Below are 23,676 nucleotides of genomic sequence, written 5' to 3'. Positions count from 1 at the left end.
CTATCCCTCTACCAATCCCTGGCGCTTGCGAATTTCTTGAATCAGCGCCTTGCGATTTTCCAGCGCTTGCGGCCCTCGGGCATTGGCCTGTTCTAGGGCAATGGTCTCTAGCAAAATCTGGAGCCCCTGAAACTGCACTTGCAGCAGCTCCATCCGAGCCTTGAGGTCATCCACCTGCCGTTCCAGTTCGCGGCGCTGCTGACCGTCACGCATCATCAAGCGAATAATGCTGGCGGCGGGTAGACCCAGCCGATTGGCCTCTTTCTCGACGATCGCCGCCTCTTCGAGGGGCAGCGAGACGCTAAATCCTTTACCCATGAGCTTTTCCGTGAATTCGTCAGTGATTCGTAAACGACCGGCCACTGGCTCCCATGCTCGAAACCCCTGATAATGCTGGGTTTCGGCAACCCCCTGGCCCAGGGCTGGGCGTGGTGTGTGAAACGCGGAGCGACGAAACGCAGTGGAGTGGCGTAGCCCCCAGGGCAGCCTATCTGGCTTTCGCCAGGGCATTTCCTGGGGAGAATACAAGGGGCAATAATCTCTGTTTTAGCCCACAGCTATTACTAGTTCTGTTCAGTCCAGCGGGCTGCAAAATTTGTTTTTATTCATCACTTAAATGATTGATTTTCGCCTCTCCTAGAAAGGCCTCAATCAGCAAGTCGCGATTAAGTCGTTATCAAGTCGTGAATGATTCAGTGATTCCAGCGTTCTCTCAGAGTCCTCGCAAGCAAGTCGTTATCAAGTCGTGAATAAGGCGTGAATGAAATTTGTCAGCCATCAAAGTCATGATGGATTTTACTGAAGATGACAATTCAGTCGTTATTAAGTCGTGAATAAAACCGGCGATTCAGAATACAGATAGTCATCAACAAACCAGAAGGCATTCTTACGTCTTCATGGTGTTGATTAAACGCTGTCATTGGCATTCAAACTATGACCCAAATCATCCAGACCTACATCGACATGGGCAGCTCTGCCACCAAGTGTCTCTACTGGCAGGGCCAGCCTTACCTGCTGCACCTCGACCCCCAGGTGGCTCGGTTGAACCCCGCTCGCCTCGACCGGCTGATGCTCGGCGGGCTGACCAGCCAGGAACCGGAGGACAGTGCCTATGTGATGGTGGGGAGTAGCGCCTATGCGATTGGGGCCTTAGCGATCGCCCAAAAAGGCGACTCGGGTCTGGCTCTGCCGAAACGCGATCGCGCCGTCTATAAAATCTTGGCCACCTTGGGGGTGATCGCTGAGAAGACTCTGACAGAACAGGACTCCGACAGCTCAGGTTGTGAGTTCACCGCTCAACTGGGTCTGCTGCTGCCGCTGGAGGAATACTGGCAAGACCGCAAGGAACTGAAGGCCCAGATCCTGGGGGCGATCTCAGACTTCAGCTTTCGGGGTAGGTCTCTGTTTGGGCAGCTAGAGCGCATTGAGATGCAGCCAGAGGGGGCCGGGCTTTACCTGGCCAAGGGGTTGCAGCTGGCCAGAGCTGGGGTGGGGATTCGCGACTCCACCGTCGTCGTTCTTATGTTTGGTCACCGAAATCTCTCCATCCTCACCTTCGAGAAGGGCAGCACCCCGCAAGAAACCAACAGTACTTCCCAGGGGCCAGGGTTTGTGGAATACCTGAAGCAGTGTGCCACCGAGCTGCCGGGTGTTGCTCCCGATGACCCGGCTCTGCTGGAAGCAGTTTTGCAGGGGCATCCCACCTTCCACGTCCCAGGCCGTAAGGAAGCCCTCGACCTGGCGAAGGCCTGTAGCTATGCTCGGGAGTTTTATCTGGATCGGGTGAACCAGTTCTTGGTGGAGTGGCTGCCCTCCGCTGAGGTGGAGGTGATTGTCGGCGGGGGTGCCGCCTATTTCATTCGGCCAGAACTGGAGCAGTTTTTTGACCAGCGCGGGCTGGCTCAGCAGATCACCTGGGCCGAAACCCTGAGACAGGAGATGACCGACGTACTGCGAGGCCAGGATGGCACGGCTGAACCCGACTTGATCACCAGCGTCCGCTGGGCCGATGTCTATGGGTTGTTCAAGACCTTTATGTACAGCGCCAAGCCAAGCCAAACTCGCTAGCACCAAACTCTCCCCAGTTGCAGCAACGATAAGGACTCAGAGGAATGACCCAAACGTCAGAAACAAAGGCCAGGATTCAATACTCCAGCCGGGATGAGCTGGATGTGGCAGTGATTGGCTACTGCCGGGGAAAGTCTCGCCATGACCTCCATGCCCGGATGCGATCGGCTCTGAATGGGTGCTATGGGCCGTTTGCCATGGCAGCAGTTCAAGCCCCCAAGAATGAGATCCGGCGGCAGGCTTTGCGATCAATTCAGCAGTTGACGACTCAGATTCTAGAAATCAGAGAGCGGTTTCTGCCGGAGTGGGAAGCCTTCGATGATTCGATAACGCCACCCCAAACAGCTCTCCCACTGGTTAGGCCAAACCCACGACATCTACCATCGGCCAATAGCTCCATGGCATCCACCCCAGCATCCGTCAAAACGGTGACTGACCCAGGGCCGGTGGATCAGCCCCTGCGAGAGTTCTTGGGCGACGATGCCGCCATCATGGCGGGGCTCAACCCTTTCATCAATGACTTGACGTGAACCCGCCGCGACCCAGAACACCGGTCCTCGTTGACCGTCAGACCCAGGAGCAGATTGCGGGGACGGCGGTGCTGTTGCTGGAGCGGTTTTGCCACGACCAAGCTCGGGGGCAGCGGGTGTTTGAGGGCAAGCAGTTCTATACGATTGTGGAGCGGGGGCGCGATCTGAATATCGAGTTCAGGGGCGATGGTCACCACCTGCCGGAGACGATTCTGACGTTAAGGACGAATCGGCAGGGTGGGCAAACGTTTTACGAGATTGACGCCTGGCTGACTCAGGCAGATGTGCAGCGGTTTGCCCTGATTCGGCAGGAGCTACAGAAAGATCTAGGGAATAGCCAAATATCCTCAAGGCAAACTAACGGATCAGTTCTAAATTGACGTATCATGACCTAAAAGTTGTCACCCGTGCATACTCACATTCTTGCCATGATAGCCGCTAAAACCCCAACCAGACGACACTGGGAACTGTTCAAGGCTTACAAGGCTAGGATTTCGAGACAAATGGAGCCGGAAGAGTTCCTAGAGTACTGGGTTGTCACCTACGACGAATTAGCGGAATTGTGCGGGCGCTCTAAGAGCACAGTAGCCCACTGGTTCTCGCAGGGAGAGCATCGTCGCGAGCCATCCGAGGCAGATAAGCGGCGGCTGGCCGAAGTTCATGCTCTCTGGAGCCAGTTTGAAAACGAGCCCGCCCACCTCCGGGAGATTTGGGAACGAAAGCGGAAGCGAAAACGAGATTAGATGTTGTCATGTGTGCATTAATTTATTGCCCTGATGGCAACTTCAAAATTATCGTGGTCTTAAAGCGACTTGGTCTGCTGGGCATCGCCAGAACGCTTAGTCTCCTCAAGCCCATTTAGTACTTCTCATGTGGTGAACCACAATGACTCAATCTCCGGCAAGCTATTCACAGGATCCCCGCTCTCCGCTTTTGCCTATTGAGATAGAAGATGTACCATCTGGGCGGGAGCCGTTACGCCATCTGCTGATCGGCTCCCCGAGGGGGGTTACAAGTACCATCCATAATCTCTATGGGCTCGGCTATGCCGAAGTGGGAATATGGAGTCCCCTCCTACCTACCCCTAATCCTGGGGAGGTCATGTCTATTCTGACTCGGTATATTCTTCCCTAAGAAAGCATGTAAAAGGAAGCACTCTTGCTAAATATCGTTCAATACTCAGTCAAGGCATGATTAGGTTAGTCCACCAAATGCTGGGCTAGAAACGGTAGTAGAAAGGCCAGTGCTTTCTCCGAATATTCTTCTCCCAGGCCCAAAGAGCCTGGTGCTATGGCAGACTCTACTCCGGTCATAGCGCTCAACATCTCCATCTCGGCTTTAGACTTGGGTGGGCTTTGTTGCCCAACAATGACTAGCTTAGGTACCGTCACCACCTGCATCAAATCTAGCCAGTCAGTGCGCTGCTGCACTGGGTCGAGACCCCCAGTTACAAAGGCTACGGAGGCAAATCTGGCTTCCTTAGCTTGGGTTGTTTGGTGCTTAGCCTGCATCAACTCTGGGGTAATGTGGACGGCATCGCTGTAGACATGGCGACCCATCATCCATCGTAAAAAAGTTGGGTGGGCATTCAAGGCATACAGGGCTTGCCTCACCACCGGGCATCATACTAACCAACGCAGCAGGCTATAGGCCCAGCGATGATTGCCCATCGCTGTGGGCAGTGGCCCATGCCAGGTTGGTGCCACCAACGCGATCGCTCGTAACTGGTGTATGGTACTTCCGTCAGTAGCCAGGGCCAGGGCGTACCCCGCACTATGGCCGACCGCTACCAACCCGGCCAACCCTGGCACGATATCCTGGACAAAATCCTTCAGCAGGGCGTGGTAAATCGCTGGGCGAGTTCGCCAGGCTGGGCGATCAGACTTTCCAAAACCTGGCCAATCTAGGGTAACCGCCTCATAGTGCTGAGCCAACGTTGCCGCTACAGCATTGAACTCGACACGGGTAGAGATGCTGCTGAGGGCAGGTAGCAAGAGTATAAGCGGCCCTTCCCCGCGCAGGTCGTAGGCTATGGTGGTTGACTGGTCATGCCATTGCCAGGGGTAGTATCGCGTTTCGACAGGTGCCTGTGCCTGATCTAAAAGCTTGACTTCAGCCACGCCAGTGTCCTTGTCCTTCTGACAACATCATTTCCAACATATTAATGCCCAGAATGTGCGGATTGCTTATTCGTAGTTGATCTTAAGAACCAGCATTTCATCTCGTTTTCATCGCATAACTGCCAGAATGAAAAGTTGATTCTCATCTTGATGACTAGATTTACCTGTATGATTCTGACCTCCCGCAATAGTAAAACCTCTAAGGGTTACACAATCCCTTCTTTTGAACGCCGCAGGGTTGGTAGTCATCCTCGATCACTGCTTATCATTTTGACTCTCTCTGTAGTTTTTTTGGGCGTGATTGGTAGCCGTTTGTTTTATTTGCAGTTAGTTGAAGGCAGCCGCTACCACCAATTTGCAATCAGTAATCGAATTCGTCTGATTTCTAATCAGCCTACTCGGGGCAGGATTTTAGACCGTGATGGACAGGAACTAGCAGGAAGTCGCCTATCTTATGCAGTATACGTATGGGCATTTGCAGTTCGCGAGTCGAGCTGGGAAAATACTCGAAAACAGGTTGCTCGGCTGCTTAATATTCCTGAAATTGAAATTCAAAAACGGTTAGAACAAGTCGATCAAGAGTCTCCATTTTTGTTTCGTATTGCTCAGGATATTAGCCCTGCCCAAGTAACAGCATTTCAAGAACGTATGACAGATCTGCCTGGTGTAGTGGTAAACACTGAAACAGTACGCTACTACCCCAATAATGAATTGGCTGCACATGCGTTGGGATATCTCGGCGAAATTTCTGGAGAAGAACTGCAACAACGTACCAATGAGGGGTATCGCCTGGGTGATATTGTAGGGCAGATGGGTGTAGAGGCAGCCTTTGAACAACAGTTACGTGGCGATCGCGGCGGGCAGCAGGTTGAAATTGATGGGACAGGGCAGGTTATTCGCGTTTTAGGCGAAAAACTGGCTCGGCCAGGGCAAGATGTACAGCTTACTTTAGACTTGGATTTGCAAAAAGCAGCGGAAGCTGCCTTGGGAAGTAGAGCAGGAGCGATCGTCGCGCTTGCTTCCGAAACAGGCGAAGTTTTAGCCATGGTTAGTCACCCTGCGTTTAATCCTAATTTGTTTACAAGCCAGATTAACGCAACCCAGTGGCAGCAGCTTCAAAGCAAAAAATTTCCATTTGTTAATCGTGCTTTGCAAGGCTATCCGCCTGCTAGTACGTTCAAAATTGTTACTACTACAGCAGCTTTAGAGTCGGGTCGCTATTCTCGGAGTACTGTATTGCCAACTTCACCCTACCTTAATTTAGGTGGCATCAAGTTTTGGGAGTGGAATAGATCGGGGTTTGGTCAACTAGATTTTATTGGCGCGATGGCAAACAGTAGCAATACCTTTTTTGGCAGCGTAGGTATGGGTGTGGGTGAAACGACCCTTATTCGATGGGCACGGAAGTTTGGTTTAGGGCAAAAGACAGGCATTGAGCTAAGCGGAGAGGCGCACGGATTGGTGCCAGATACGGCGTGGAAGCAGGAAAACTTCAATGAAGATTGGTACCCAGGTGACACGGTCAATTTCTCCCTAGGGCAGGGAGCGATTCAGGCGACACCACTCCAGGTGGCAGTCATGTTTGCTTCTATTGCCAACGGTGGTGCTCGGGTTACGCCGCATCTGCAAAAGGGTTCAGGGGCATCGACTCAGCGCCAGTCTGTCGATCTTAGTCCCGAAACGTTACAGGTGATTCAGGAGGGACTGAGGGCAGTTGTTGTGCGAGGTACGGGGCAAGCGTTAAACAGTTCTTCTCTACCGCCCATTGCGGGCAAAAGCGGTACTGCCGAAGACCCGCCGCGTCAGTCTCATGCCTGGTTTGGGGCCTATGCTCCGGCTGACAGCCCTGAAATTGTTGTCGTAGCCTTTGCTGAAAATTCTGGTAGTGGCGGTGGCTCGATCGCGGGGCCAATGGTAAAACAAGTCTTGGCAGACTACTTTGAACCTGAACTGGCATTACAGCCTTAATCAATTGCTGTCTATCAGTACCTCGGAACTTTTGCTAATGGGAAATAGTAGCTAATCGTAAGGTGAAGACACTGCCCTCTCCGAGTTGGCTTGCAACGGTTAACTGCCCCCCGTGGCTCTTGGCGATCGCCTTGGCAATTGCCAACCCCAACCCAGTGCCACCGGTTTTGCGAGAGCGATCGCCATCGACCCGATAAAATCGTTCAAAAATGCGGCTTTGTTCAGTCAGGGAAATGCCAATGCCCGTATCTTTGACGGCAATGATAGCCATGCGATCGCGAGCATCTAAACTCACCAGTACCGATCCCCCAGGGGATGTGTACTGAATGGCATTGGCGATCAAATTAGAGACGAGCCGATAGAGTTGAGACTCGTGGCCTAAAACATAAATCTCATTATTGAGAAGGTGACGGACTAGATGAATGTCTGAGGCGGAGGCTAGTTCTGAGAGTTCTTCGGTTAAATCAGCAATCAAATCATTTAGGCAGCAGGGCTTAAACGATTGGGGTGAAGCGTTTTGCTCTAGGCTGGTCAGCAACAGTAAGTCGGTGACCAAGTGGCTAAGTCGACGGCCCTGGCGCTCTACCGTCTGGAGCATGGGAGGAACATTCTGCTGCTGAGCGGGTGGTAGCCGAAGGATGGCTTCCACGGTCGCAAGCAAACTGGCCAGAGGCGATCGCAGTTCGTGGGCGGCATCGGCGGTGAACTGCTGCTGCCGTTGATAAGATCGGTAAATGGGCTGCATGGCCAGACCTGACAGCCACCAGCTAGAGGCCCCCACTAGGGCTAAAGCCAGAGGCAACCCTATCGCTAGTACCCACTGAATGCGTTCTACCTCGGCATCAAAGGGAGCCAGGGTGCGCCCAATTTGCATGTAGCCCCAGGAGGGATGATCATGGCCATTGGTACTGGTGGGATGGGCATCGGCACTGTGCAAAATGGTGGTGAACTGGCGATAGCGAGTACCGCTGTCGCTTTGTAGAGTTTGCCACAGGGTAGGGTTTACGGTTTGGGGCAGAGGCAAGGGCTGGTTGGGCGAAAAGGCCAGCAGGTCGCCGTGGTGGTTGAACAGGCGAATGTAGTAGCTGCTGCGATCGCTGATGCCAATAGTATGGCGCTGAATTACCGTAGATTGGGGCGCACAGACCTGTCCTGCCACACACAGATCCGGAAAAATTTGCTGCAAAACAACGGTCGGGTCTACCGACGGGGGCAGCATGGGTTCCAGGCTATCGTGGAGCGTCCCGGCGATCGATTCAATTTCTCGCTCCAGGGCAGCCCAGTTTGACTGAATCAGCGCCCGGTAGATTCCCAGCCCCGATAGACTCAGAATCATCGCCATGACCCCGGCATACCAGAGTGCTAAACGGGTGCGACTGCGACGAAAGAGTTGCTGGCTATTCATGGGCGGCTACAGGGAGGAGTTAAAACGATAGCCCTGTCCAGGAATAGTTTCGATCGGGCAGGCACAGCCATGCTTGGAAAGCTTGCGGCGCAACAGGCGAATTTGGGCGGCCACCACATTGCTCACCGGCTCGTCATCAAGATCCCACAGTTGATAGCGAATTTTGCTGCCGGAAATGATGCGATCGCAGTTTTGCATTAGATACGCCAACACCTGAAACTCCTTCAGCGTTAATGGAATGGTCTGAGCAGGCTGGTCGCCATATCCGACCTGAAGTGTTGTATTGGCATTATCCAGGGAAAACCGGCCCACTGTCAGGGTCTGAGGCTGTAGCTGGGGCGATCGCCGCTGCAAGGCCCGCAGCCGGGCCAGCAGTTCCTCCATCACAAAGGGTTTAACCAGATAGTCATCCGCTCCAGCATCTAGCCCGGCGACACGGTTTTCAGGCTGGCCTAGGGCGGTCAGCATCAGTACAGGCAGAGAGTTTTGACACGATCTAAGCCGCTGGCATAGCTCTAGCCCAGACAGCTCGGGCAACAACCAATCAATGATCGCCACCGTGTAGTCTGTCCACTGATTTTCCAGACAGTACCAGGCCTGGGCACCATCGGTTACCCAGTCCACAACATACTTCTCGCCCATCAAGACTTGCTTGATGGCCAGTCCCAAATCCTCCTCATCTTCCACCAGCAAAATTCGCATAGCCCCAGGCACAACGGGTCACGATGTTGATCTTACAGAACGACCCGCCGTTTCACCTCGATTTCATCGGTTCTCTGGCAGACTACGACCGACCATCCCAAAACTTGGAGTGAGGAATCATGCGTTACACCCCAAAGCCCGTTCTAGAGGCAGTTTTAATTACCGTTCTGTTGCTAGCAGTGCCCAAAGCCGCGATCTCCCACGTGGGCCACGGCGATGAATTTCAGGCCGAAGGCGGTGTCAACCGAGTCGAGGTCAAGGCTGAGACTGACTCCCTACTGGGGATTGAAGTCACCCCCATTGAGTCCATCGCCGATGGCAGTGCCACCGTACTCATCCCGGTTACGGCTTTGGTAGATGATGCGGGTCAGCAGCTCGTTTTTGTGCAGTACGAGAATTTTTACGAGCCAGTGCCGGTGACTACCGGCACCACCCAGGGCGACCTGATTGAAGTCACCGATGGACTGTCGGTAGGCGAGCAACTGGTTACCCAGGGCAGCCTGTCGCTCTATGCCGAATCGCGCAAAACCCAGACCGCTGAAGCGGCTCCTTCCACAGCCGTTCCGGCAACCGATGCTACTCACGCCCAGGCCGATGCCCAAGGCGTTCCCCACAGCCACGATGCGGCAGGCAACCTGGTCGAATCCGGTGAAGCCGCTCCCCCAGCAGGTGATCTGGCCCAGGCGAGCGAAACCGCTACACCCTCCAGAGGTTTCCCCTGGGGGATTGTGGTCGGTATAACGGCCGCAACTGCTGTAGTGACTGGGGCAATGACCTTTTTAAGCGGTGGTCGCAAAAAGAAGAGCCGCTTTTCCGATGGCACCTATTCCGGCAAACGAGGGGGCTACTAACCTGGGTCGTTTCTCTGAATCAATGTCTCAGCAATAGATGGTCGCGCCGCTCTCGGAACTGCGGTGCAAACGAGACGCTGGCGCGATGGGCGGTATTTTTTTTCTCAGAAATTACCTTCGATGTTTAATTTACTTCTTGACCAGACCCTCAAAAATTCCATTGCCCAGCGGTGGCTGATCGTGGCTGCGGCCATTGCGGTCACGATCTGGGGCGTTTTCAGCCTCAACCAAATGCCGCTGGATGTGTTTCCCGAATTTGCACCGCCCCAGGTCGATATCCACACCGAAGCCCCCGGCCTAGCTCCTGAAGAAGTTGAAACTCAAATCACTGTGCCCATTGAAAGCGTAGTGAACGGCCTGCCGGGGGTGACTACCGTGCGCTCATCCTCAAAGGTGGGGCTGTCGATGGTGCAGGTGGTATTCGACCAGGATGCCGACATTGCCCAGGCGCGGCAGTCGGTTACCGAACGGCTGCAACAGGTCACGGGTCAACTGCCGGAGGGTGCCCACACCCCCGAGCTATCGCCCCTGGCTTCGCCCCTGGGCACGATTTTGATATATGCCTTTACGCTCAATGGCCAGGGTCAGACCTCAATGATGGATCTGCGCCGCCTGGCAGAAAGCACCCTCAGCCAGCAAATTTTGTCGGTGCCAGGGGTCACGCAGGTGACCGTCTACGGCGGCGATGAACGGCAAGAGCAGGTGCTGGTAGATCCCGATCAACTGCGAACCCGCAATGTCGCCCTCAGCGAGGTCACCGATGCCGCCCGAGGGGCTAACTCCAACGCGCCAGGCGGCTTTTTGATTGGCGGCGGTCAAGAACTGCTGGTGCGTGGCCTGGGTCAGATGCAATCCATCGCAGACCTGAAGCAGTCGGTGGTGAAGGTTGAGAACGGCGAACCCATTCTGCTGCAAGATGTGGCCGAGGTGCAGACCGGAGCCGCCCTCAAGCGGGGCGATGCCAGCTTTAATGGTGCTCCCGCCGTGGTGCTGATGATCACCAAGCAGCCCGATGTGGACACGCCCACGGTAACGAAAGCCGTAGAAGCGGTGGTGGCCGATTTACAGCAAACCTTCCCCGCCGATGTGCAAATGGCCCGCACCTTTCGTCAGTCGAACTTTATCGACTCGGCCATTCGCAACGTCAGCGGATCGTTGATTCAAGGCATCGTCATTGTATCGATCATCATGCTGCTGTTTTTGATGAACTGGCGCACCGCCATCATCACCCTCAGCGCCATTCCCCTCTCATTGTTGATCGGCCTGCTGTTGATGAAAGCCTTTGGCCTGGGTATCAACACGATGACTCTGGGTGGCCTGGTGGTGGCCATTGGCTCGGTGGTGGATGACGCCATTGTGGATATGGAAAACTGCTATCGCGGCCTGCGCACCAACCAGGCCCAGGGCAACCCCAAGCACCCTTTCCAGGTGGTGTACGACACGTCGGTGCAGGTGCGGCTGGCGGTGATTTTTTCCACGGTGATCATCATCGTGGTGTTTGCGCCCATCTTTAGTCTGATCGGGGTAGAAGGGCGAATTTTTGCGCCAATGGGCCTGGCCTATTTGCTCTCCATCGCCGCCTCTACCCTGGTGGCGATGACCATCTCGCCTGCGCTCTGTGCGATTCTGCTGGCCCACCAAACCTTGCCCCAGGAAGGTACCTTTGTGTCGCGCTGGGCTGAGCGGCTCTATCGTCCGCTGTTGAATGTGTCTCTGCGGGCTCCCCAGGTGATTCTGGCGCTATCGCTGGCGGCGTTGGTAGTGGCATTGGCGATTGTGCCCTCCCTCGGACGAGTATTTTTGCCAGAATTTCAGGAAAAGTCGCTGGTCAACTCTATGGTGCTGTTCCCCGGCGTGTCGCTAGACATCACTAATCGAGCTGGGATAGCGCTGGCCACAACGCTGCAAGACAATCCCCTCTACGAGTGGGTGCAGGTGCGGGCGGGCCGTGCCCCTGGCGATGCCGATGGGGCCGGGGTGAATATGGCCCACGTCGATGTGGAACTCAGTGACCTGGCGCTGGAAGACCGCGAAGCTAGCGTACAACAACTGCGGGAGGCGTTCTTGGCGTTGCCTGGTGTAGCCCCAAATATTGGCGGATTCATCTCTCACCGCATGGATGAGGTGCTGTCGGGGGTACGGAGCGCGATCGCGATCAAAATCTTCGGCCCCGACCTGGCGGAACTGCGGCGCATCGGCGAACAGGTGCGCGATACCATCGAACCCATTGAAGGCGTGGTGGATTTACAGCTTGAGCCGCAACTCCCCATTCGCCAGGTGCAAATCCAGTATGACCGCAGGGCTGCCGCCACCTATGGCCTGACCATGGAGCAGCTCTCCGGTGTCGTGGAAACGGCGCTGAACGGTCGTGTTGTCTCCCAGGTGCCGGAAAATCAGCAGCTGATCGACATTGTAGTTTCGCTGCCCGAGGCCGCCCGCAGTAATCTAGATGCCATTCGCGCCATCCCCATTTCGACCCCTACGGACGAGATGATTGCGCTAGGGGATGTGGCCACGGTCGATTACGGCATGGGGGCCAACGTGGTAAACCGGGAAGATGTCTCCCGCCTGATTGTGGTCTCGGCCAACGTGGCCGAGCGCGACCTGGGCAGCGTGGTGGGCGATATTCAGGCCCAAATTCAGCAGAATGTGCCGCTGCCCAATGGCTACTTTATTCAGTACGGCGGTCAGTTTGAGTCAGAGCAACGGGCCACCAGCAGCCTGCTGATTTACAGTCTCTTGGCGGCGATCGCGATCGCGGTGCTGATGTTCTTCTCGGTGAAATCGCTACCTGCCACCATTGCCATCATGATCAACCTGCCGTTAGCACTGGTGGGTGGCATTATTTCCATTGCGTTAACCGGCGGCGTGATTTCGATTGCCTCGTTGATCGGCTTCATCACCCTGTTTGGCGTGGCGGTGCGCAATGGCCTGCTGCTGGTGGATAACTACAACGGCAAATTTGCCCAGGGTATGCCGCTCAAAGAGGTAATCGTCACCGGGTCGCTCGACCGGGTCAACGCCATCTTGATGACGGCGCTGACCTCGGCCTTAGGAATGCTGCCCTTGGCGATCGCCAGCGGGGCCGGGAATGAGATTCTGCAACCGCTAGCCATTGTTGTGTTGGGTGGTCTCTTCACCTCCACAGCGCTGACGCTGCTGGTGATTCCGGCTCTCTACGCTAAGTTTGGCAAGTGGCTAATGCCGAAACGAAAGCAGACTCCCCTTGAGGTGGCTATAGCTGTCAATGCTACCTCGCAATCTGCCGTTGGTTCGCGGCAGTAGTTCGGATGGCATTCAATTTGGGGCGCGGTTAACTTGCCCAATATGGGAGGAGATGATCGCGCCTCAAAGCATAAGACTTATGGAGTCAGTCCATTTAATAGCAAAGTAATTACATCAGAAATTGCGCGGTTGATATCAGTGGAGGGATGTGATTCGATTGTTTCAGATAGCGCTAAGTGATGCAGGTATGAAATTAGAAGATCCGTCATCGGTTCAATACTATCTTTACGAATTCGACCTAGGCCTGCTTCAGCATTCAGGTATGCTGTCAGCTCATACTCAATTTGTGTCGCAGGCATTGTATGACGCTGCAAAAAAGTCTTTAAATCAAAGGATGGATGACTAATCAGAGACAAAAAAACGGGCATTATCTCACGAAAGTAGGCAACAATCTGAAAACTAATCAGTTCTAGATTTCTTGCGACCTGTTGCATTCCGGGGTGAACATCAAACATTGCCTTAAGTTGAGATTCTGGGGGCACCATCGCTGCAAAGAAGAGATCTTCTTTCGTGCCAAATCGCTGAAAAATAACGGCCTCAGAGATTCCGACCATCTTAGCGAGGGTTCGCGTTGAAGCTCTTGGCCCTTCTTCTAGAAAGAGCGGACGTGCTACGGCGAGAATTTCATCATCAGAAATCGTTTTATTGCGGGGCATTCGGCATGTTTTTAATTTAGGGTTTATCGTGCAATATTTAGAATTTTGGGCTTGCGCTAGCAATCACAAGACAATACCGTGTTCTCGGCGGATTTCAAATATGAACTGTCCTTTTAGTCCAGAAAGCTCTTCCATCGCGATTCTCTTTTTCATCTTTAAGCTCTTCAAAAGGATCCCAATGATGCGCGGCAGACTTAAAACCCAGACACTTATTAACTTGAGATGTCCCATTCCAGATAAAGCAGTGCGATGCTCCTGATTGGCAACGGCGCGGTGCATGTCGCTCATGCTTGCTGTTGTAGCAAAGATCATCCAAACATGTACTGCTATTTCGTCTTGAATCGAGGTACCACAGTCAAACAAGATGTGTACTGCATCATGCTGCTCTACTAACTGCACAACGTCTATCGATGTTTTACCTACGAAGTCCTCGGGTTCCAATGCACGCATTTTTTGGATTGCTTCACCAAGGGTTAATGAAGAATCAGCGTCGATATACTCTTGCATGACAAAGTTCCCACTTTAAAGAGGATGTAATAAATAAGCAAGTGCTTGCTTATTTATTACATCTAAAATACACTAGTGTTGCGTAATAAGCAAGTGCTTACTCATTATTGGTGCGTGCCCATCAAGAAGGATTGGTGATGCGCAGCATGTGGCTTATCTCGAAATCCCGTAAGGATATGTTGAAAACCCTAGCTCAGGGGCAGCCGTCCCTCTTCAACCTATTTAACCATTCTGATTTATCCCACCAGTGGGATAAATCAGAATGGTAGACCAAACGTCATCGCCCGCCTCATCAAGCCCTGTAAGCCAGATGATTTCAACTCCTCGGTTATTCCAGTGTCTCAGAAACCCTACCTTTGCCCGCCTCTACGCAGCCCAGACCATTAACCTGGTTGGCGATGCGCTGACCTGGCTGGGGTTGGCGCTACTCGCCTTTGAACTAGCGGGCGAAAACGCTGGGCTGATTTTATCAGGAGCGCTCACCCTGCGAGTTGCGGCCTACGTAGTACTCTCACCGCTAGCCGGGGCGATCGCCGATCGGGTTGACCGCAAGCGCATCATGGTCATTACCCATTTGGCGCGGATGGTAATTGTGTGTCTACTGCCCTTTGTCACCCAGATCTGGCAGATCTATGCGATCGTGTTGGCCTTGAACCTCTTCTCTGCCTTTTTCACCCCTACATATACCGCTACCATTCCCTTGATCGCAACCCAGGAGGAGACCCCACCGCGATCGCCCTTTCCAGTGCTACCTACCAGCTTCTGGGCGTTCTTGGCCCTGGATTGGCCGGGAGCGCGGCTGCCTTTGTGGGCACCCGGCAGGTATTTTTTCTGGATGGCTTCACGTTTCTAGTCGCCGCCATTTTGGTCATTTCGCCGGTTGGTATACCAGAGCTAGCCGCAGATCTACCCTAGCGACTGCGACGCTTCAATTATGAAACAATTATGAAAAGGCTTCACTATCGACTATGCTTGTAATTATGAGGCAATTATGAAAAATAATGGGCTGGCAGGTACAACGGCGATCGCTCCTTGGAGCAGGGCTTTTAGGGGCTGGCACCTGGTTGGGTAGACGGTTTAGCCAACTGGCGCTGGCTCAGGAGAGTGCCCCGACTGCTCCGGCTCTCCATCACCAGAGAATGACCACTCTAGGGGAGGTTGACCACCTTAGAAATGGCTTTGATCCTCACGTACTGCTGACCCAGTGGAATGGAGGAAGTATCTCAATGCTCCCTAGTGGGCAGCGGTTGCGGGAATACGACATTGCCGCAGTCGAGCGAGAGATTGAGGTGGCTCCAGGGGTGTTCTATCCCGCCTGGACCTACAACGGCCAGGTGCCGGGGCCAACGATTCGGGCCACGGAGGGGGATCGCATCCGCATTCGCTTTGCCAACCGGGGCTCGCATATGCACACCCTGCATTTCCACGGCATCCACGGAGCCAGGCAAGATGGTATTCCCGGTACCTTGGAAGCCGCACCGGGGCAGACCGTGACCTACGAGTTTGACGCCAAACCCTTTGGTTGCCATCTCTATCACTGCCATTCTCTGCCATTTAAACGCCATCTGCACAAGGGGCTATACGGCGCATTCATTGTTGATCCTGACCCAGAGCGGCATCCAGAACAGGTAGAGGTGGCCCGGTCGCGGGTATTGGGAACGCCGGAAAACCAGCGCTGGCAGGAGTTGCTGATGGTGATGAATGGCTTCGATACCAACTTCGATGAGGAAAATGAGGTCTACGCGGTCAACTCCATTCCTCACGCCTACATGAAGCAGCCAATTCGCATCGAGCGCGATCGCCCCGTCCGCATCTATCTCATCAACGTCACCGAATTTGACCCGATTAACTCTTTTCACCTGCACGCCAACTTTTTTGATTACTACGACCACGGCACTACGCTGACTCCGACCCTGCGCACGGTCGATACGGTGATGCTGTGTCAGGGGCAACGAGGAATTATCGAATGCTCTTTTGCCGACTTTGAACCAGGACTCTACATGTTTCATGCCCATCAGGCAGAATTTGCCGAACTCGGCTGGATGAGCGCTTTTGAGGTGGTGGCATGAAGTGGCGCTGGATTTTGCCCCCTGTTTTGCTGGCTGGATTAATCGCCCTCCTGTTGAGTATCAATCCGGCTCAGCTTCTGAATCTAAATGCTCCGCCACTGGAATCGCTCACGGTTGAGCGCACCGTTCTGAATCACGATGGCATGACTCTACAGGTGCGGGCTGAAGGGTCAGAACCTATGAAAATTGCCCAGGTGCAGGTGGATGGCGCGTATTGGGAGTTTGACCAGCAGCCTCCTGGTGCGATACGGCGCTTGGCGACAGCGACGGTGCAAATTCCCTATCCCTGGGTGGAAGGGGAAGCTCATCACGTGGTGTTTTTGACGAATACAGGCGTAACCATTGACCATTTGATTGAGGTGGCGCTGCCGACGCCTGGGTTTTCTCTCTCAACGCTATTGGGTTATGGCTGGCTCGGACTCTATGTGGGCTTGGTGCCGGTTAGTCTGGGAATGCTGTGCTATCCCTATTTGAAAGTGTTGCGGCAGCGAGGGCTCATGTTCATGCTCACGCTGACCCTGGGGATGCTGGCGTTTTTGCTCGTAGATACTCTGCAAGAGGGACTGGAACTGGCGACAGAAGCCGCGATCGCTTTTCAGGGGCAAGCCTTAGTCTGGTTAGCGGCGACGGTGGCGTTTCTAGCCTTACTCGCGGTGGGTCGTCGTCGAGGCAAGTCGCCTGAAGGCACTGCCCTGTCTACCTACATGGCGCTTGGCATTGGTCTACATAATCTGGGAGAAGGGCTCGCGATCGGGACGGCTTTTGCCCTGGGAGAAATTGCCTTAGGCTCATTTCTAGTGGTGGGCTTTACCCTCCACAATCTCACCGAAGGACTGGGCATCGTCGCTCCCCTGCTCAAATACAAACTGCGCTGGACAACATTCCTCTCGCTAGCTGCTCTGGCGGGACTTCCCGCTGTAGTGGGAATTTGGGTCGGGGCCTTTGCTTTTTCGCCCCATTGGGCGGCCCTGTTTCTCGGCATTGGGGCTGGAGCAATTTTGCAAGTCATTGTCGAGGTGGGGACCTACCTGCAACGGCGATTATCTCAGCCCGACGGTTCTGAACTCTCTAGTCTGGGAATAGCTGGATTCACCATTGGTCTGATGGTGATGTACGGCACCGCCTTCCTGGTGAAGTTTTGAAACTTTCGTGCTGGAACCCTTGACCTTGAAGTTGGGTATAAGGCTTAGACTAAATCCAGCGTTTAGGAGACAGACAAAATGTCTAAGCGAACTGTGGAAGTATTCACCGCCGGATGCCCGCTTTGCGACGAGACCGTCAAGCTGGTTCGAGATCTGGCCTGCTCGAATTGCGACGTACAGGTTTGGGATTTACGCACAGGATGTGCAACGGATGAATGTCGCGAAAAGGCTGCCCAGTATGGCATCTATCGCGTTCCAGCAGTGGTCGTAAATGGTCAACTGGCAGAATGCTGCCAGAACCAACAGCCGATTTCGCGAGAGCACCTGATCGCGGCGGGTATTGGGCAAGGATAAACCAGTATGGCTGGGAGTACACTGCCATGAAAGAGGGATTATTAATCGGTGAACTGAGCCGTCGGATCAACCTTCCTGCTCAAACCATTCGCTATTACGAGCGACTGGGGTTGCTGTCTCCCCCAAAGCGCACGGCCTCTCACTATCGCATCTACTCGGAAGCGGCAGCAGAGAGACTCGATTTTATCCAGAAGGCCAAACGATTTGGCTTATCTCTGGATGAGATTAAGCGGTTGATTGATCTCAGGCAGGATGGCGTGCCTCCTTGCGCTGACCTCAAAGCTATGGTGAAGCAGCACCTAGCAGAACTTGATCAGCACATTCGAGACATGCTGAGCCTTCGCCGAGAGTTAGCCCATCGCTATGAGCACATCGAAGCCGCACTGCCTGACTCTTCTGACCTGACCGATGAAGCTATCTGTAACGGCAAAATCTGCGGCTTCATCGAGCAAGATATTGGAGAAAATTCAACCTCGATTTAGGAAATCTGCTTGAGGAATAGAGATGCCTCGATCTTTGCGGCTAACAGCACGCTTTGTCAATTTAAACGAAAGACTGTCATGAACAAAACTCACTTTGACCTAGTCATTTTAGGCTCAGGCTCAACCGCTTTTGCCGCCGCCCTGAGAGCGCAGGAACTCGGTAAAACGGCTGTGATGACTGAAGAGCGAACTCCGGGCGGCACCTGTGTAAACCGGGGATGCCTGCCCTCCAAAAACCTGATTGAAGCGGCTAAGCTTCTATATGATGCTCAGCATCCGCGCTATCCCGGCTTGACGCCCACCTCGATAAATCTAGATTTCTCCGCTCTAATCCAGCAAAAGGATGAAGTGATTGCTAGCTACCGTAACAAGAAGTACGACAGTTTGTTGGGAAGTAGTTTTCACATTGAGGAAGGCCACGCGGAATTGGTCGATGCTCACACGGTGCGAGTAGGAGATAAGCACCTAACCGGTGAGGCAATTTTAATAGCAACTGGATCGCATCCGGTTGCGCCTGCGATTGAAGGGCTAAATGAAGTGCCCTATCTAACCAGCGATTTGCTGACTCGCCATGAATCGATGGAACTCACCGAATGTCCGCGATCGCTTTTGATCATCGGTGGGGGATACATTGCGCTGGAGCTAGGGCAAATGTTTCACCGCTTTGGAACCCAAGTCACGATTTTGGAGCGTAGCGGTCAAGTGCTGGCTCATGGCTATGAATCCCAGGTCGGTCAAACGATTGGCGCGATTTTGCGAGAAGAAGGTATTCAGATCGTTACCGATGCCTCGATTCAGTCTATTCGCCAAGCAGAGCGGGATGTTGTGGCAGAGGTGCAGATCAACGGTTCTTTCCAATCTTTTCAAGCTGAAAAGTTACTAGTAGCAACCGGGCGTGCCCCCAACACTAGTGCCATTGGCGCAGAGAAGGCGGGCGTTACTCTAGGCGATCGCGGCCAGGTGCAGGTGAATGAATACTTGCAGACCAATATTCCCCACATCTTTGCCGCTGGAGATGTGATTGGCCGTGAGCAGGGCAGCCAGATGGCGACTCCGGTAGGCAGCCACGATGGTGGCATTGCCGCCCTCAACGCGCTGTCGGGTGAAACGCGAAGAGCTGTGAACCATCGAGTAATTCCACGCGCAATTTTCACCGATCCTCAAATCGGCATTGTGGGTATGACAGAGAAAGAAGCGATCGCCGCTGGACATCGTTGCTGGTGTCGCACGGTGCCGATGTCGCTAGTGCCCCGTGCAGGAGCAATCCGCGATCCAAGGGGCATCGTCAAAATGGTAGCCGATGCAGATACCGACGAGGTTTTAGGCGTTTCGATGGTCGGTCACAGCGCTGCCGAAGTGATTCATGAGGCAGCAATGGCGATGCGGTTTCATGCCAAGATTCAGGATTTTATTGACCTGATTCATATCTATCCCACAATGGCAGAAGCCCTCAAGATTGCCGCCATCTCTCGCTATAAAGACCCGGCTAAACTATCGTGCTGTGCTGAGTAGAGGTAGGAAGATATTGTGAGTATTCCATCGAAGTCTGGATTTTGGCAGCGTTATGCCGATAAAGTCGGCGTTGGCGGCTCTATTTTTGCAGCGCTGTGCTGTTTAGGGTTTCCGGCACTGCTCTCGCTTTTGGGAGCCATTGGTCTCGGCTTTTTGATTAACGATGCTATTCTGCTGCCGCTCCTGGCAATCTTTCTGGTCGTATCACTAGGCGGACTCTATACTGGAATGCGTCATCACGGTCAGCCCTGGGCCTTCGGTTTAGGATTGCTCAGTGCTTTAGTGCTGTTTGTCTTTTTGTTTATCAATACCGCGATCTCCTACATCGGGTTGGCCGGGCTGATTGTTTCTGGTGGTCTGAATATTTGGCTACGTTCTCGGCAACTCAAATCGTCCTAGGAGTTTAACGTGACCTGGTTTGAGCGCTTTCAGCCCCTATTGATTCTTCTATCAGTAGCGCTTGGACTCGGATTGTCGCTGATTGAAGAAACTGCTGCCATTGCAGACCGTTGGATTTTGCCGCTGCTGGCGGTCATGCTCTACGCGGCATTTTTGTCGATTTCTCTACGACACTTTGGCAGCGCCTTTAATGACTATCGAGTCACTGTTGCCAGCTTGGCGATCAACTTTCTGTGGACACCGCTGCTGACCTGGGGATTGGGAGCGCTCTTTTTCCCGGATGCGCCGGATTTGCGGGTGGGACTATTAATGCTATTGGTCACCCCCTGCACTGATTGGTATCTGGTGTTTACCGGCATCGCCAAAGGCAATGTGGGGCTGGCAACGGCTCTGTTACCGCTGAACTTTGTCTTGCAGATGGGGCTGCTACCCGTTTATCTGGCGGTGTTTGCCCAATCCCTGGTCGGATTGAATCTATGGGTACTGGGGGGCAGAGTCGTGACGGTACTGTTCGTGCCGCTGACTCTGGCGCTGTTGTCACGGGTCTTCCTGGTGAGACTGAAGGGAAGCGCTTGGTTAGCGCAGCATTTGCCGAAGGTTGCTAGCGTCCAACTCCTCTGTCTTAATCTGGCGATCGCCGCTATCTTTGCTGCTGAGGGAGCGACCCTCTTACAACGCCCAAACCTGTTGCTGCGGTTACTGCTGCCGATTAGTCTATTTTTTGTGATCAATTTTTTCTTGGCACAACAAGTGGGACGGGCATTGAGATTAGCTTATCCCGATGTTGTTTGCCTGACCTGTACGACCCTGGCCCGTAACTCTCCAGTCGCGCTGGCGGTGGCAGCAGCGGCCTTTAGCGATCGCCCCCTGATTGCCTTAACCCTGGTAATCGGCCCGCTGCTAGAGCTGCCGATCATGGCGCTGGTGACGCAGATCCTCTTGCGACTCCACCCTCAAACTTCTCGTGATTGTTAAGTAAACCCACAATCATGCTTTCCTGGGTACTGGCCCCCCTTACTCTCCAACTAGAGGATCTAGACTTAAGATATGAGTCTCACGAGGGGTAATCCTATGCGACTGGCCACTAAATCTTTTGCTGCAATCGCAGGTCTCAGCGTTGCGATCGCAGGCACTATCACCATTCCCTATCTCACCTCACCCTCCAGTGCCGATCCCTTACAGCAACCTGGTCGATCCGGTTGGCAGATGCCCATGAATCAAGGCCACATGCCCATGCACCAGAGTGGCAGGCAAGGGCATTACGGGCAGATGATGCACATGATGCAGGCCAATAACGAGTTTGAGTTCTTAAGCCTGATGATTCCCCACCATGAGGAAGCCATTGTCACCGCTCAACGGGTGTTGGAGTACAGCGATCGCCCTGAGATGCGAGAGTTTGCTCAGGACATTATCGACGTGCAAACGGCTGAAATCGAGCAGATGGAAGCCTGGTTAGACGAGTGGTATCCCGGTCAGGACTCTAACCTCACTTACGCTCCCATGATGCGTGACCTCAGCCAGCTCGAAGAGGATGCCCTAGATCAGGCGTTTCTAGAAGATATGATCATGCACCACATGGGAGCTGTGATGATGTCACAACGCTTGGTAAACCTCGGTCTGGTCGAGCACCAGGCAGTCCAGCCCTTTGCTCAAAATATTGCCGATACCCAGCGGCAAGAAATTTGGCAAATGCAAGCTTGGTTGCAGGATTGGTATGGAGTCGCAGGGATGCCAATGGGCAACGGCATGATGCCTTGTGGAATGACTTATTAAATGATTTTGTCTAGCTTATTGCATTTGAGATTTGCTATGAATCAGCGAAAAAAGATGCTTGAATGACTAACCATAGTCAGCGCTCAGTTTTCTAATTGGCTTTGCCCTCTTTATTGTTGATATCAGGAGGAGTGGGCTAGCTGAATTGCACTTTTTATTAGAGCGATCGCTGGGCGTACTGCATAATGCCTGCGGCGATGCCCTGGGCCATGCGAGTGCGCCAAGCTGGGTCGTTAAAATTACGGGCATCTTGAGCCCCGGTGATAAACCCGGTCTCGACCAAAACCGCTGGCATAGAGGTGTTTACGAGTACATGAAAACGAGCCTGGCGCACCCCGCGATCGGGCATGGTCACCAGACGCAAAATAGATTGATGAATCACCTGGGCGAGACGATTTCCTGAGCTGTGGTAGTAGGTCTCTAGCCCGTTTACCTCGGGCCTACTCAGGCTGATGGAGTTGGCATGAATGCTGACGAATAGGTCGGCATTGGCCCGCTCGGCAATTTGTACCCGAGGTGCCAAATCAATCTCCCGATCATCGGAGCGAGTCAGAATCACCTGCGCCCCGCTTTGTTCTAAGATTCTGGCGACTTCGTAGGCGATCGCAGAGGTCACATCTTTTTCGCGCAGGCCGCCCACGCCGATTGCCCCCGGATCGCGCCCGCCATGGCCTGGGTCAATCGCAATAGTGACGGCCTGCTTGGGGATGCCACTATCCGGTGGGGGCACTGCTGGGGTCGCGGGTACGGCGGGCTGAGGCTGGGGTGGCACTACTGGCGCGGGGGTCGGCGATTGTACGGCAATAGGAGGCGACGCCGCAGTGGGTGCCTGAGCCGATGCTACAGATGGGCTGGCTGGAACGGCGGCGATGGCGACTCCCCTGGGCGGCAAAATTACAATGCCGCTGCCGTTGCTGACCGAGGCTTGCCAGTCGGCGCTGTTGGCGGGCACCGTGAGGGTAATTTGCAGGGTCGGCACTGCTGCGCTCACCGGCTGAATATCCCAAGCGGTGACCCCAAACCCATTGGTGGGTAGGGTTTGCCCAGTGAGGGCCGCTGCCACTGTAGCATTTTCAAGCTGAAGCACTACCTGGGTATCACTGACTCGCTCCACAGTCAGGTTCGGGCTTGTCCCAGAGGTACGGATGAAAAAGCCATCGGGGGTAGTGCGTACGCCTTCAACCTGGGTAGCAGCTCCAGAGATTGGGGTGGCATTGACCCGATTGGTGCTGGCGCTGGGCGCTGTTCCACCCTGGGTTGGGGGCAGTTGCACCACCCACTGCTGCGGCGTTTCCCCCCGCACCACAACTTGGTCTGGGTTGAGCGTGTATCCAGGGGCTAGCTCAATGACTAGCCGGGTGGTTTGGGCATCGAACTGCCCGATGCGAACGGCTTGAACAGCGCCGCCAACGGCCTGGTTAATCGTCCGCTGCTCTAGGGTTGTGCCGGGCAAGTCCACCACAATGCGGGTGGGGTTAAACAAAAGCTGCGCCCTGGGCTGCACGGGGGCATCGGTCGAAAACTCTAGTCGGTTTTGCTGGGGGTCAAAGCGCCAAGTTCTAAACTGAGCGGCTTCGACTGGAAGCATCAGCAGTAGCCCACCTACCATGCCGATTAGGCTCACCAGAGGTCGGTATTGTTTCATGCAGCATCTCACAGTGCATTGGGTCAGCTTTTGATTTTGCCTGATTTTACGGCATCCAGATCGCCCCTTTCATCTGGTTTCAGAGAAAATCGTATCCCCAAAACGGTCGCTACACTAGAAGAGATATGGTCTCTACCCCAAGCGTGAAGGCTCGCCTCAGGCATGCCACAATCTCGGATTCATGGGGCTCGGATTCATAGGGTTAGCTC

The 23,676-nt window shown here is 53.9% G+C and carries 24 protein-coding genes and 1 pseudogene; 17 read left to right on the top strand and 8 right to left on the bottom strand.

From position 1 onward, the window contains the following. A complete protein-coding gene (locus IQ254_RS31250) occupies window positions 1–318 on the bottom strand; it encodes a hypothetical protein (RefSeq protein ID WP_035985554.1) in 318 nt (105 codons plus the stop codon). A 615-nt stretch (window positions 319–933) separates the two neighbouring features. Between IQ254_RS31250 and IQ254_RS00305 the strand changes: the two genes are divergently transcribed. From IQ254_RS00305 to IQ254_RS33375, 5 genes are all read left to right on the top strand, one after another. Next, entirely contained in the window at window positions 934–2,067 is a 1,134-nt protein-coding gene (locus IQ254_RS00305) for a ParM/StbA family protein (RefSeq protein ID WP_193963122.1), read from the top strand. 44 nt (window positions 2,068–2,111) lie between these two features. Continuing rightward, on the top strand, window positions 2,112–2,597 hold the full coding sequence (locus IQ254_RS00300) for a hypothetical protein (RefSeq protein ID WP_193963120.1): 486 nt from the start codon (window positions 2,112–2,114) through the stop codon (window positions 2,595–2,597). Next, the gene (locus IQ254_RS00295; protein WP_193963117.1) at window positions 2,594–2,977 is read left to right on the top strand and encodes a hypothetical protein; all 384 of its coding nucleotides are present in this window, start codon (window positions 2,594–2,596) and stop codon (window positions 2,975–2,977) included. The genes IQ254_RS00300 and IQ254_RS00295 overlap by 4 nt, the downstream gene beginning before the upstream one ends. Before the next feature lie 123 nt (window positions 2,978–3,100). Continuing rightward, window positions 3,101–3,340, top strand: coding sequence for a hypothetical protein (locus tag IQ254_RS00290; RefSeq protein ID WP_193963115.1), 240 nt, complete (start codon window positions 3,101–3,103; stop codon window positions 3,338–3,340). Window positions 3,341–3,482: 142 nt separating this feature from the next. Continuing rightward, window positions 3,483–3,731, top strand: a complete 249-nt coding sequence (locus IQ254_RS33375; protein WP_278000279.1) for a hypothetical protein — start codon at window positions 3,483–3,485, stop codon at window positions 3,729–3,731. A gap of 65 nt (window positions 3,732–3,796) precedes the next feature. Here the strand turns inward: IQ254_RS33375 and IQ254_RS00285 are convergent, their stop codons facing one another. Next, window positions 3,797–4,213, bottom strand: coding sequence for a hypothetical protein (locus tag IQ254_RS00285; RefSeq protein ID WP_228039841.1), 417 nt, complete (start codon window positions 4,211–4,213; stop codon window positions 3,797–3,799). 6 nt (window positions 4,214–4,219) lie between these two features. Then, window positions 4,220–4,717: an alpha/beta fold hydrolase gene (locus IQ254_RS00280; protein ID WP_193963112.1), complete on the bottom strand. Its 498-nt coding sequence runs from the start codon at window positions 4,715–4,717 to the stop codon at window positions 4,220–4,222. Between the two features lie 168 nt (window positions 4,718–4,885). Between IQ254_RS00280 and mrdA the strand changes: the two genes are divergently transcribed. Next, window positions 4,886–6,685: a penicillin-binding protein 2 gene (mrdA, locus tag IQ254_RS00275; protein WP_193963109.1), complete on the top strand. Its 1,800-nt coding sequence runs from the start codon at window positions 4,886–4,888 to the stop codon at window positions 6,683–6,685. A 34-nt stretch (window positions 6,686–6,719) separates the two neighbouring features. Here mrdA and rppB read toward each other — a convergent pair whose 3' ends face one another. Both rppB and rppA read right to left on the bottom strand, forming a co-directional pair. Beyond that, complete coding sequence (gene rppB / locus IQ254_RS00270) at window positions 6,720–8,090, bottom strand: two-component system sensor histidine kinase RppB (protein WP_193963107.1); 1,371 nt, start codon at window positions 8,088–8,090, stop codon at window positions 6,720–6,722. Between the two features lie 6 nt (window positions 8,091–8,096). Beyond that, entirely contained in the window at window positions 8,097–8,792 is a 696-nt protein-coding gene (gene rppA, locus IQ254_RS00265) for a two-component system response regulator RppA (protein ID WP_193963106.1), read from the bottom strand. A gap of 119 nt (window positions 8,793–8,911) precedes the next feature. Between rppA and IQ254_RS00260 the strand changes: the two genes are divergently transcribed. Beyond that, entirely contained in the window at window positions 8,912–9,643 is a 732-nt protein-coding gene (locus IQ254_RS00260; protein ID WP_193963105.1) for an efflux RND transporter periplasmic adaptor subunit, read from the top strand. Between the two features lie 120 nt (window positions 9,644–9,763). Next, window positions 9,764–12,928 (top strand): efflux RND transporter permease subunit, encoded by a 3,165-nt coding sequence (locus IQ254_RS00255; RefSeq protein ID WP_193963104.1) that lies wholly within the window; start codon window positions 9,764–9,766, stop codon window positions 12,926–12,928. A 77-nt stretch (window positions 12,929–13,005) separates the two neighbouring features. On the opposite strand, the gene IQ254_RS00250 is transcribed toward IQ254_RS00255, so the two are convergent. Together IQ254_RS00250 and IQ254_RS00245 are read right to left on the bottom strand one after the other, a co-directional pair. Then, entirely contained in the window at window positions 13,006–13,584 is a 579-nt protein-coding gene (locus IQ254_RS00250) for a TetR/AcrR family transcriptional regulator (protein WP_193963103.1), read from the bottom strand. 63 nt (window positions 13,585–13,647) lie between these two features. Further along, complete coding sequence (locus IQ254_RS00245; RefSeq protein ID WP_193963102.1) at window positions 13,648–14,091, bottom strand: hypothetical protein; 444 nt, start codon at window positions 14,089–14,091, stop codon at window positions 13,648–13,650. Between the two features lie 310 nt (window positions 14,092–14,401). Here IQ254_RS00245 and IQ254_RS00240 point away from each other — a divergent pair. The 9 genes and pseudogenes from IQ254_RS00240 to IQ254_RS00200 form a co-directional block, all read left to right on the top strand. Further along, window positions 14,402–14,967: pseudogene (locus IQ254_RS00240) on the top strand (MFS transporter); the annotation flags it as partial. Between the two features lie 125 nt (window positions 14,968–15,092). Continuing rightward, on the top strand, window positions 15,093–16,160 hold the full coding sequence (locus IQ254_RS00235; RefSeq protein WP_193963100.1) for a multicopper oxidase domain-containing protein: 1,068 nt from the start codon (window positions 15,093–15,095) through the stop codon (window positions 16,158–16,160). Continuing rightward, the gene (locus IQ254_RS00230) at window positions 16,157–17,302 is read left to right on the top strand and encodes a ZIP family metal transporter (protein WP_193963092.1); all 1,146 of its coding nucleotides are present in this window, start codon (window positions 16,157–16,159) and stop codon (window positions 17,300–17,302) included. Before IQ254_RS00235 ends, IQ254_RS00230 begins: the two co-directional genes overlap by 4 nt. A gap of 78 nt (window positions 17,303–17,380) precedes the next feature. Then, window positions 17,381–17,656 (top strand): thioredoxin family protein, encoded by a 276-nt coding sequence (locus IQ254_RS00225; RefSeq protein ID WP_193963090.1) that lies wholly within the window; start codon window positions 17,381–17,383, stop codon window positions 17,654–17,656. Window positions 17,657–17,682: 26 nt separating this feature from the next. Further along, the gene (locus IQ254_RS00220; RefSeq protein ID WP_193963088.1) at window positions 17,683–18,138 is read left to right on the top strand and encodes a heavy metal-responsive transcriptional regulator; all 456 of its coding nucleotides are present in this window, start codon (window positions 17,683–17,685) and stop codon (window positions 18,136–18,138) included. A 78-nt stretch (window positions 18,139–18,216) separates the two neighbouring features. After that, a complete protein-coding gene (gene merA / locus IQ254_RS00215) occupies window positions 18,217–19,650 on the top strand; it encodes a mercury(II) reductase (protein WP_193963086.1) in 1,434 nt (477 codons plus the stop codon). A 15-nt stretch (window positions 19,651–19,665) separates the two neighbouring features. Then, window positions 19,666–20,049 (top strand): MerC domain-containing protein, encoded by a 384-nt coding sequence (locus IQ254_RS00210; protein WP_193963084.1) that lies wholly within the window; start codon window positions 19,666–19,668, stop codon window positions 20,047–20,049. A gap of 9 nt (window positions 20,050–20,058) precedes the next feature. Continuing rightward, the gene (locus IQ254_RS00205; protein WP_193963083.1) at window positions 20,059–21,024 is read left to right on the top strand and encodes an arsenic resistance protein; all 966 of its coding nucleotides are present in this window, start codon (window positions 20,059–20,061) and stop codon (window positions 21,022–21,024) included. Window positions 21,025–21,120: 96 nt separating this feature from the next. Continuing rightward, window positions 21,121–21,822: a DUF305 domain-containing protein gene (locus IQ254_RS00200; RefSeq protein WP_228039837.1), complete on the top strand. Its 702-nt coding sequence runs from the start codon at window positions 21,121–21,123 to the stop codon at window positions 21,820–21,822. A gap of 157 nt (window positions 21,823–21,979) precedes the next feature. Here IQ254_RS00200 and IQ254_RS00195 read toward each other — a convergent pair whose 3' ends face one another. Continuing rightward, window positions 21,980–23,467: an N-acetylmuramoyl-L-alanine amidase gene (locus IQ254_RS00195; RefSeq protein WP_228039835.1), complete on the bottom strand. Its 1,488-nt coding sequence runs from the start codon at window positions 23,465–23,467 to the stop codon at window positions 21,980–21,982. Between the last annotated feature and the right edge of the window lie 209 nt (window positions 23,468–23,676).

This window comes from Nodosilinea sp. LEGE 07088 (assembly GCF_015207395.1).
GTDB lineage: Bacteria > Cyanobacteriota > Cyanobacteriia > Phormidesmidales > Phormidesmidaceae > Nodosilinea.
Note: the sequence above shows the minus strand (reverse complement) of the source record. Positions and strands in the feature narration are given on the sequence as shown.

Coding starts and splice junctions, on each gene's coding strand:
- IQ254_RS00255 (WP_193963104.1), top strand. CDS start 9,764: ATGTTTAATTTACTTCTTGACCAGACCCTCAAAAATTCCATTGCCCAG.
- IQ254_RS00220 (WP_193963088.1), top strand. CDS start 17,683: ATGAAAGAGGGATTATTAATCGGTGAACTGAGCCGTCGGATCAACCTT.
- IQ254_RS00230 (WP_193963092.1), top strand. CDS start 16,157: ATGAAGTGGCGCTGGATTTTGCCCCCTGTTTTGCTGGCTGGATTAATC.
- IQ254_RS00290 (WP_193963115.1), top strand. CDS start 3,101: ATGGAGCCGGAAGAGTTCCTAGAGTACTGGGTTGTCACCTACGACGAA.
- IQ254_RS00300 (WP_193963120.1), top strand. CDS start 2,112: ATGACCCAAACGTCAGAAACAAAGGCCAGGATTCAATACTCCAGCCGG.
- IQ254_RS00195 (WP_228039835.1), bottom strand. CDS start 23,467: ATGAAACAATACCGACCTCTGGTGAGCCTAATCGGCATGGTAGGTGGG.
- IQ254_RS00245 (WP_193963102.1), bottom strand. CDS start 14,091: ATGCAAGAGTATATCGACGCTGATTCTTCATTAACCCTTGGTGAAGCA.
- rppA (WP_193963106.1), bottom strand. CDS start 8,792: ATGCGAATTTTGCTGGTGGAAGATGAGGAGGATTTGGGACTGGCCATC.
- IQ254_RS00200 (WP_228039837.1), top strand. CDS start 21,121: ATGCGACTGGCCACTAAATCTTTTGCTGCAATCGCAGGTCTCAGCGTT.
- merA (WP_193963086.1), top strand. CDS start 18,217: ATGAACAAAACTCACTTTGACCTAGTCATTTTAGGCTCAGGCTCAACC.
- IQ254_RS00235 (WP_193963100.1), top strand. CDS start 15,093: ATGGGCTGGCAGGTACAACGGCGATCGCTCCTTGGAGCAGGGCTTTTA.
- IQ254_RS00250 (WP_193963103.1), bottom strand. CDS start 13,584: ATGCCCCGCAATAAAACGATTTCTGATGATGAAATTCTCGCCGTAGCA.
- IQ254_RS00305 (WP_193963122.1), top strand. CDS start 934: ATGACCCAAATCATCCAGACCTACATCGACATGGGCAGCTCTGCCACC.
- rppB (WP_193963107.1), bottom strand. CDS start 8,090: ATGAATAGCCAGCAACTCTTTCGTCGCAGTCGCACCCGTTTAGCACTC.
- IQ254_RS00225 (WP_193963090.1), top strand. CDS start 17,381: ATGTCTAAGCGAACTGTGGAAGTATTCACCGCCGGATGCCCGCTTTGC.
- mrdA (WP_193963109.1), top strand. CDS start 4,886: ATGATTCTGACCTCCCGCAATAGTAAAACCTCTAAGGGTTACACAATC.
- IQ254_RS31250 (WP_035985554.1), bottom strand. CDS start 318: ATGGGTAAAGGATTTAGCGTCTCGCTGCCCCTCGAAGAGGCGGCGATC.
- IQ254_RS00260 (WP_193963105.1), top strand. CDS start 8,912: ATGCGTTACACCCCAAAGCCCGTTCTAGAGGCAGTTTTAATTACCGTT.
- IQ254_RS33375 (WP_278000279.1), top strand. CDS start 3,483: ATGACTCAATCTCCGGCAAGCTATTCACAGGATCCCCGCTCTCCGCTT.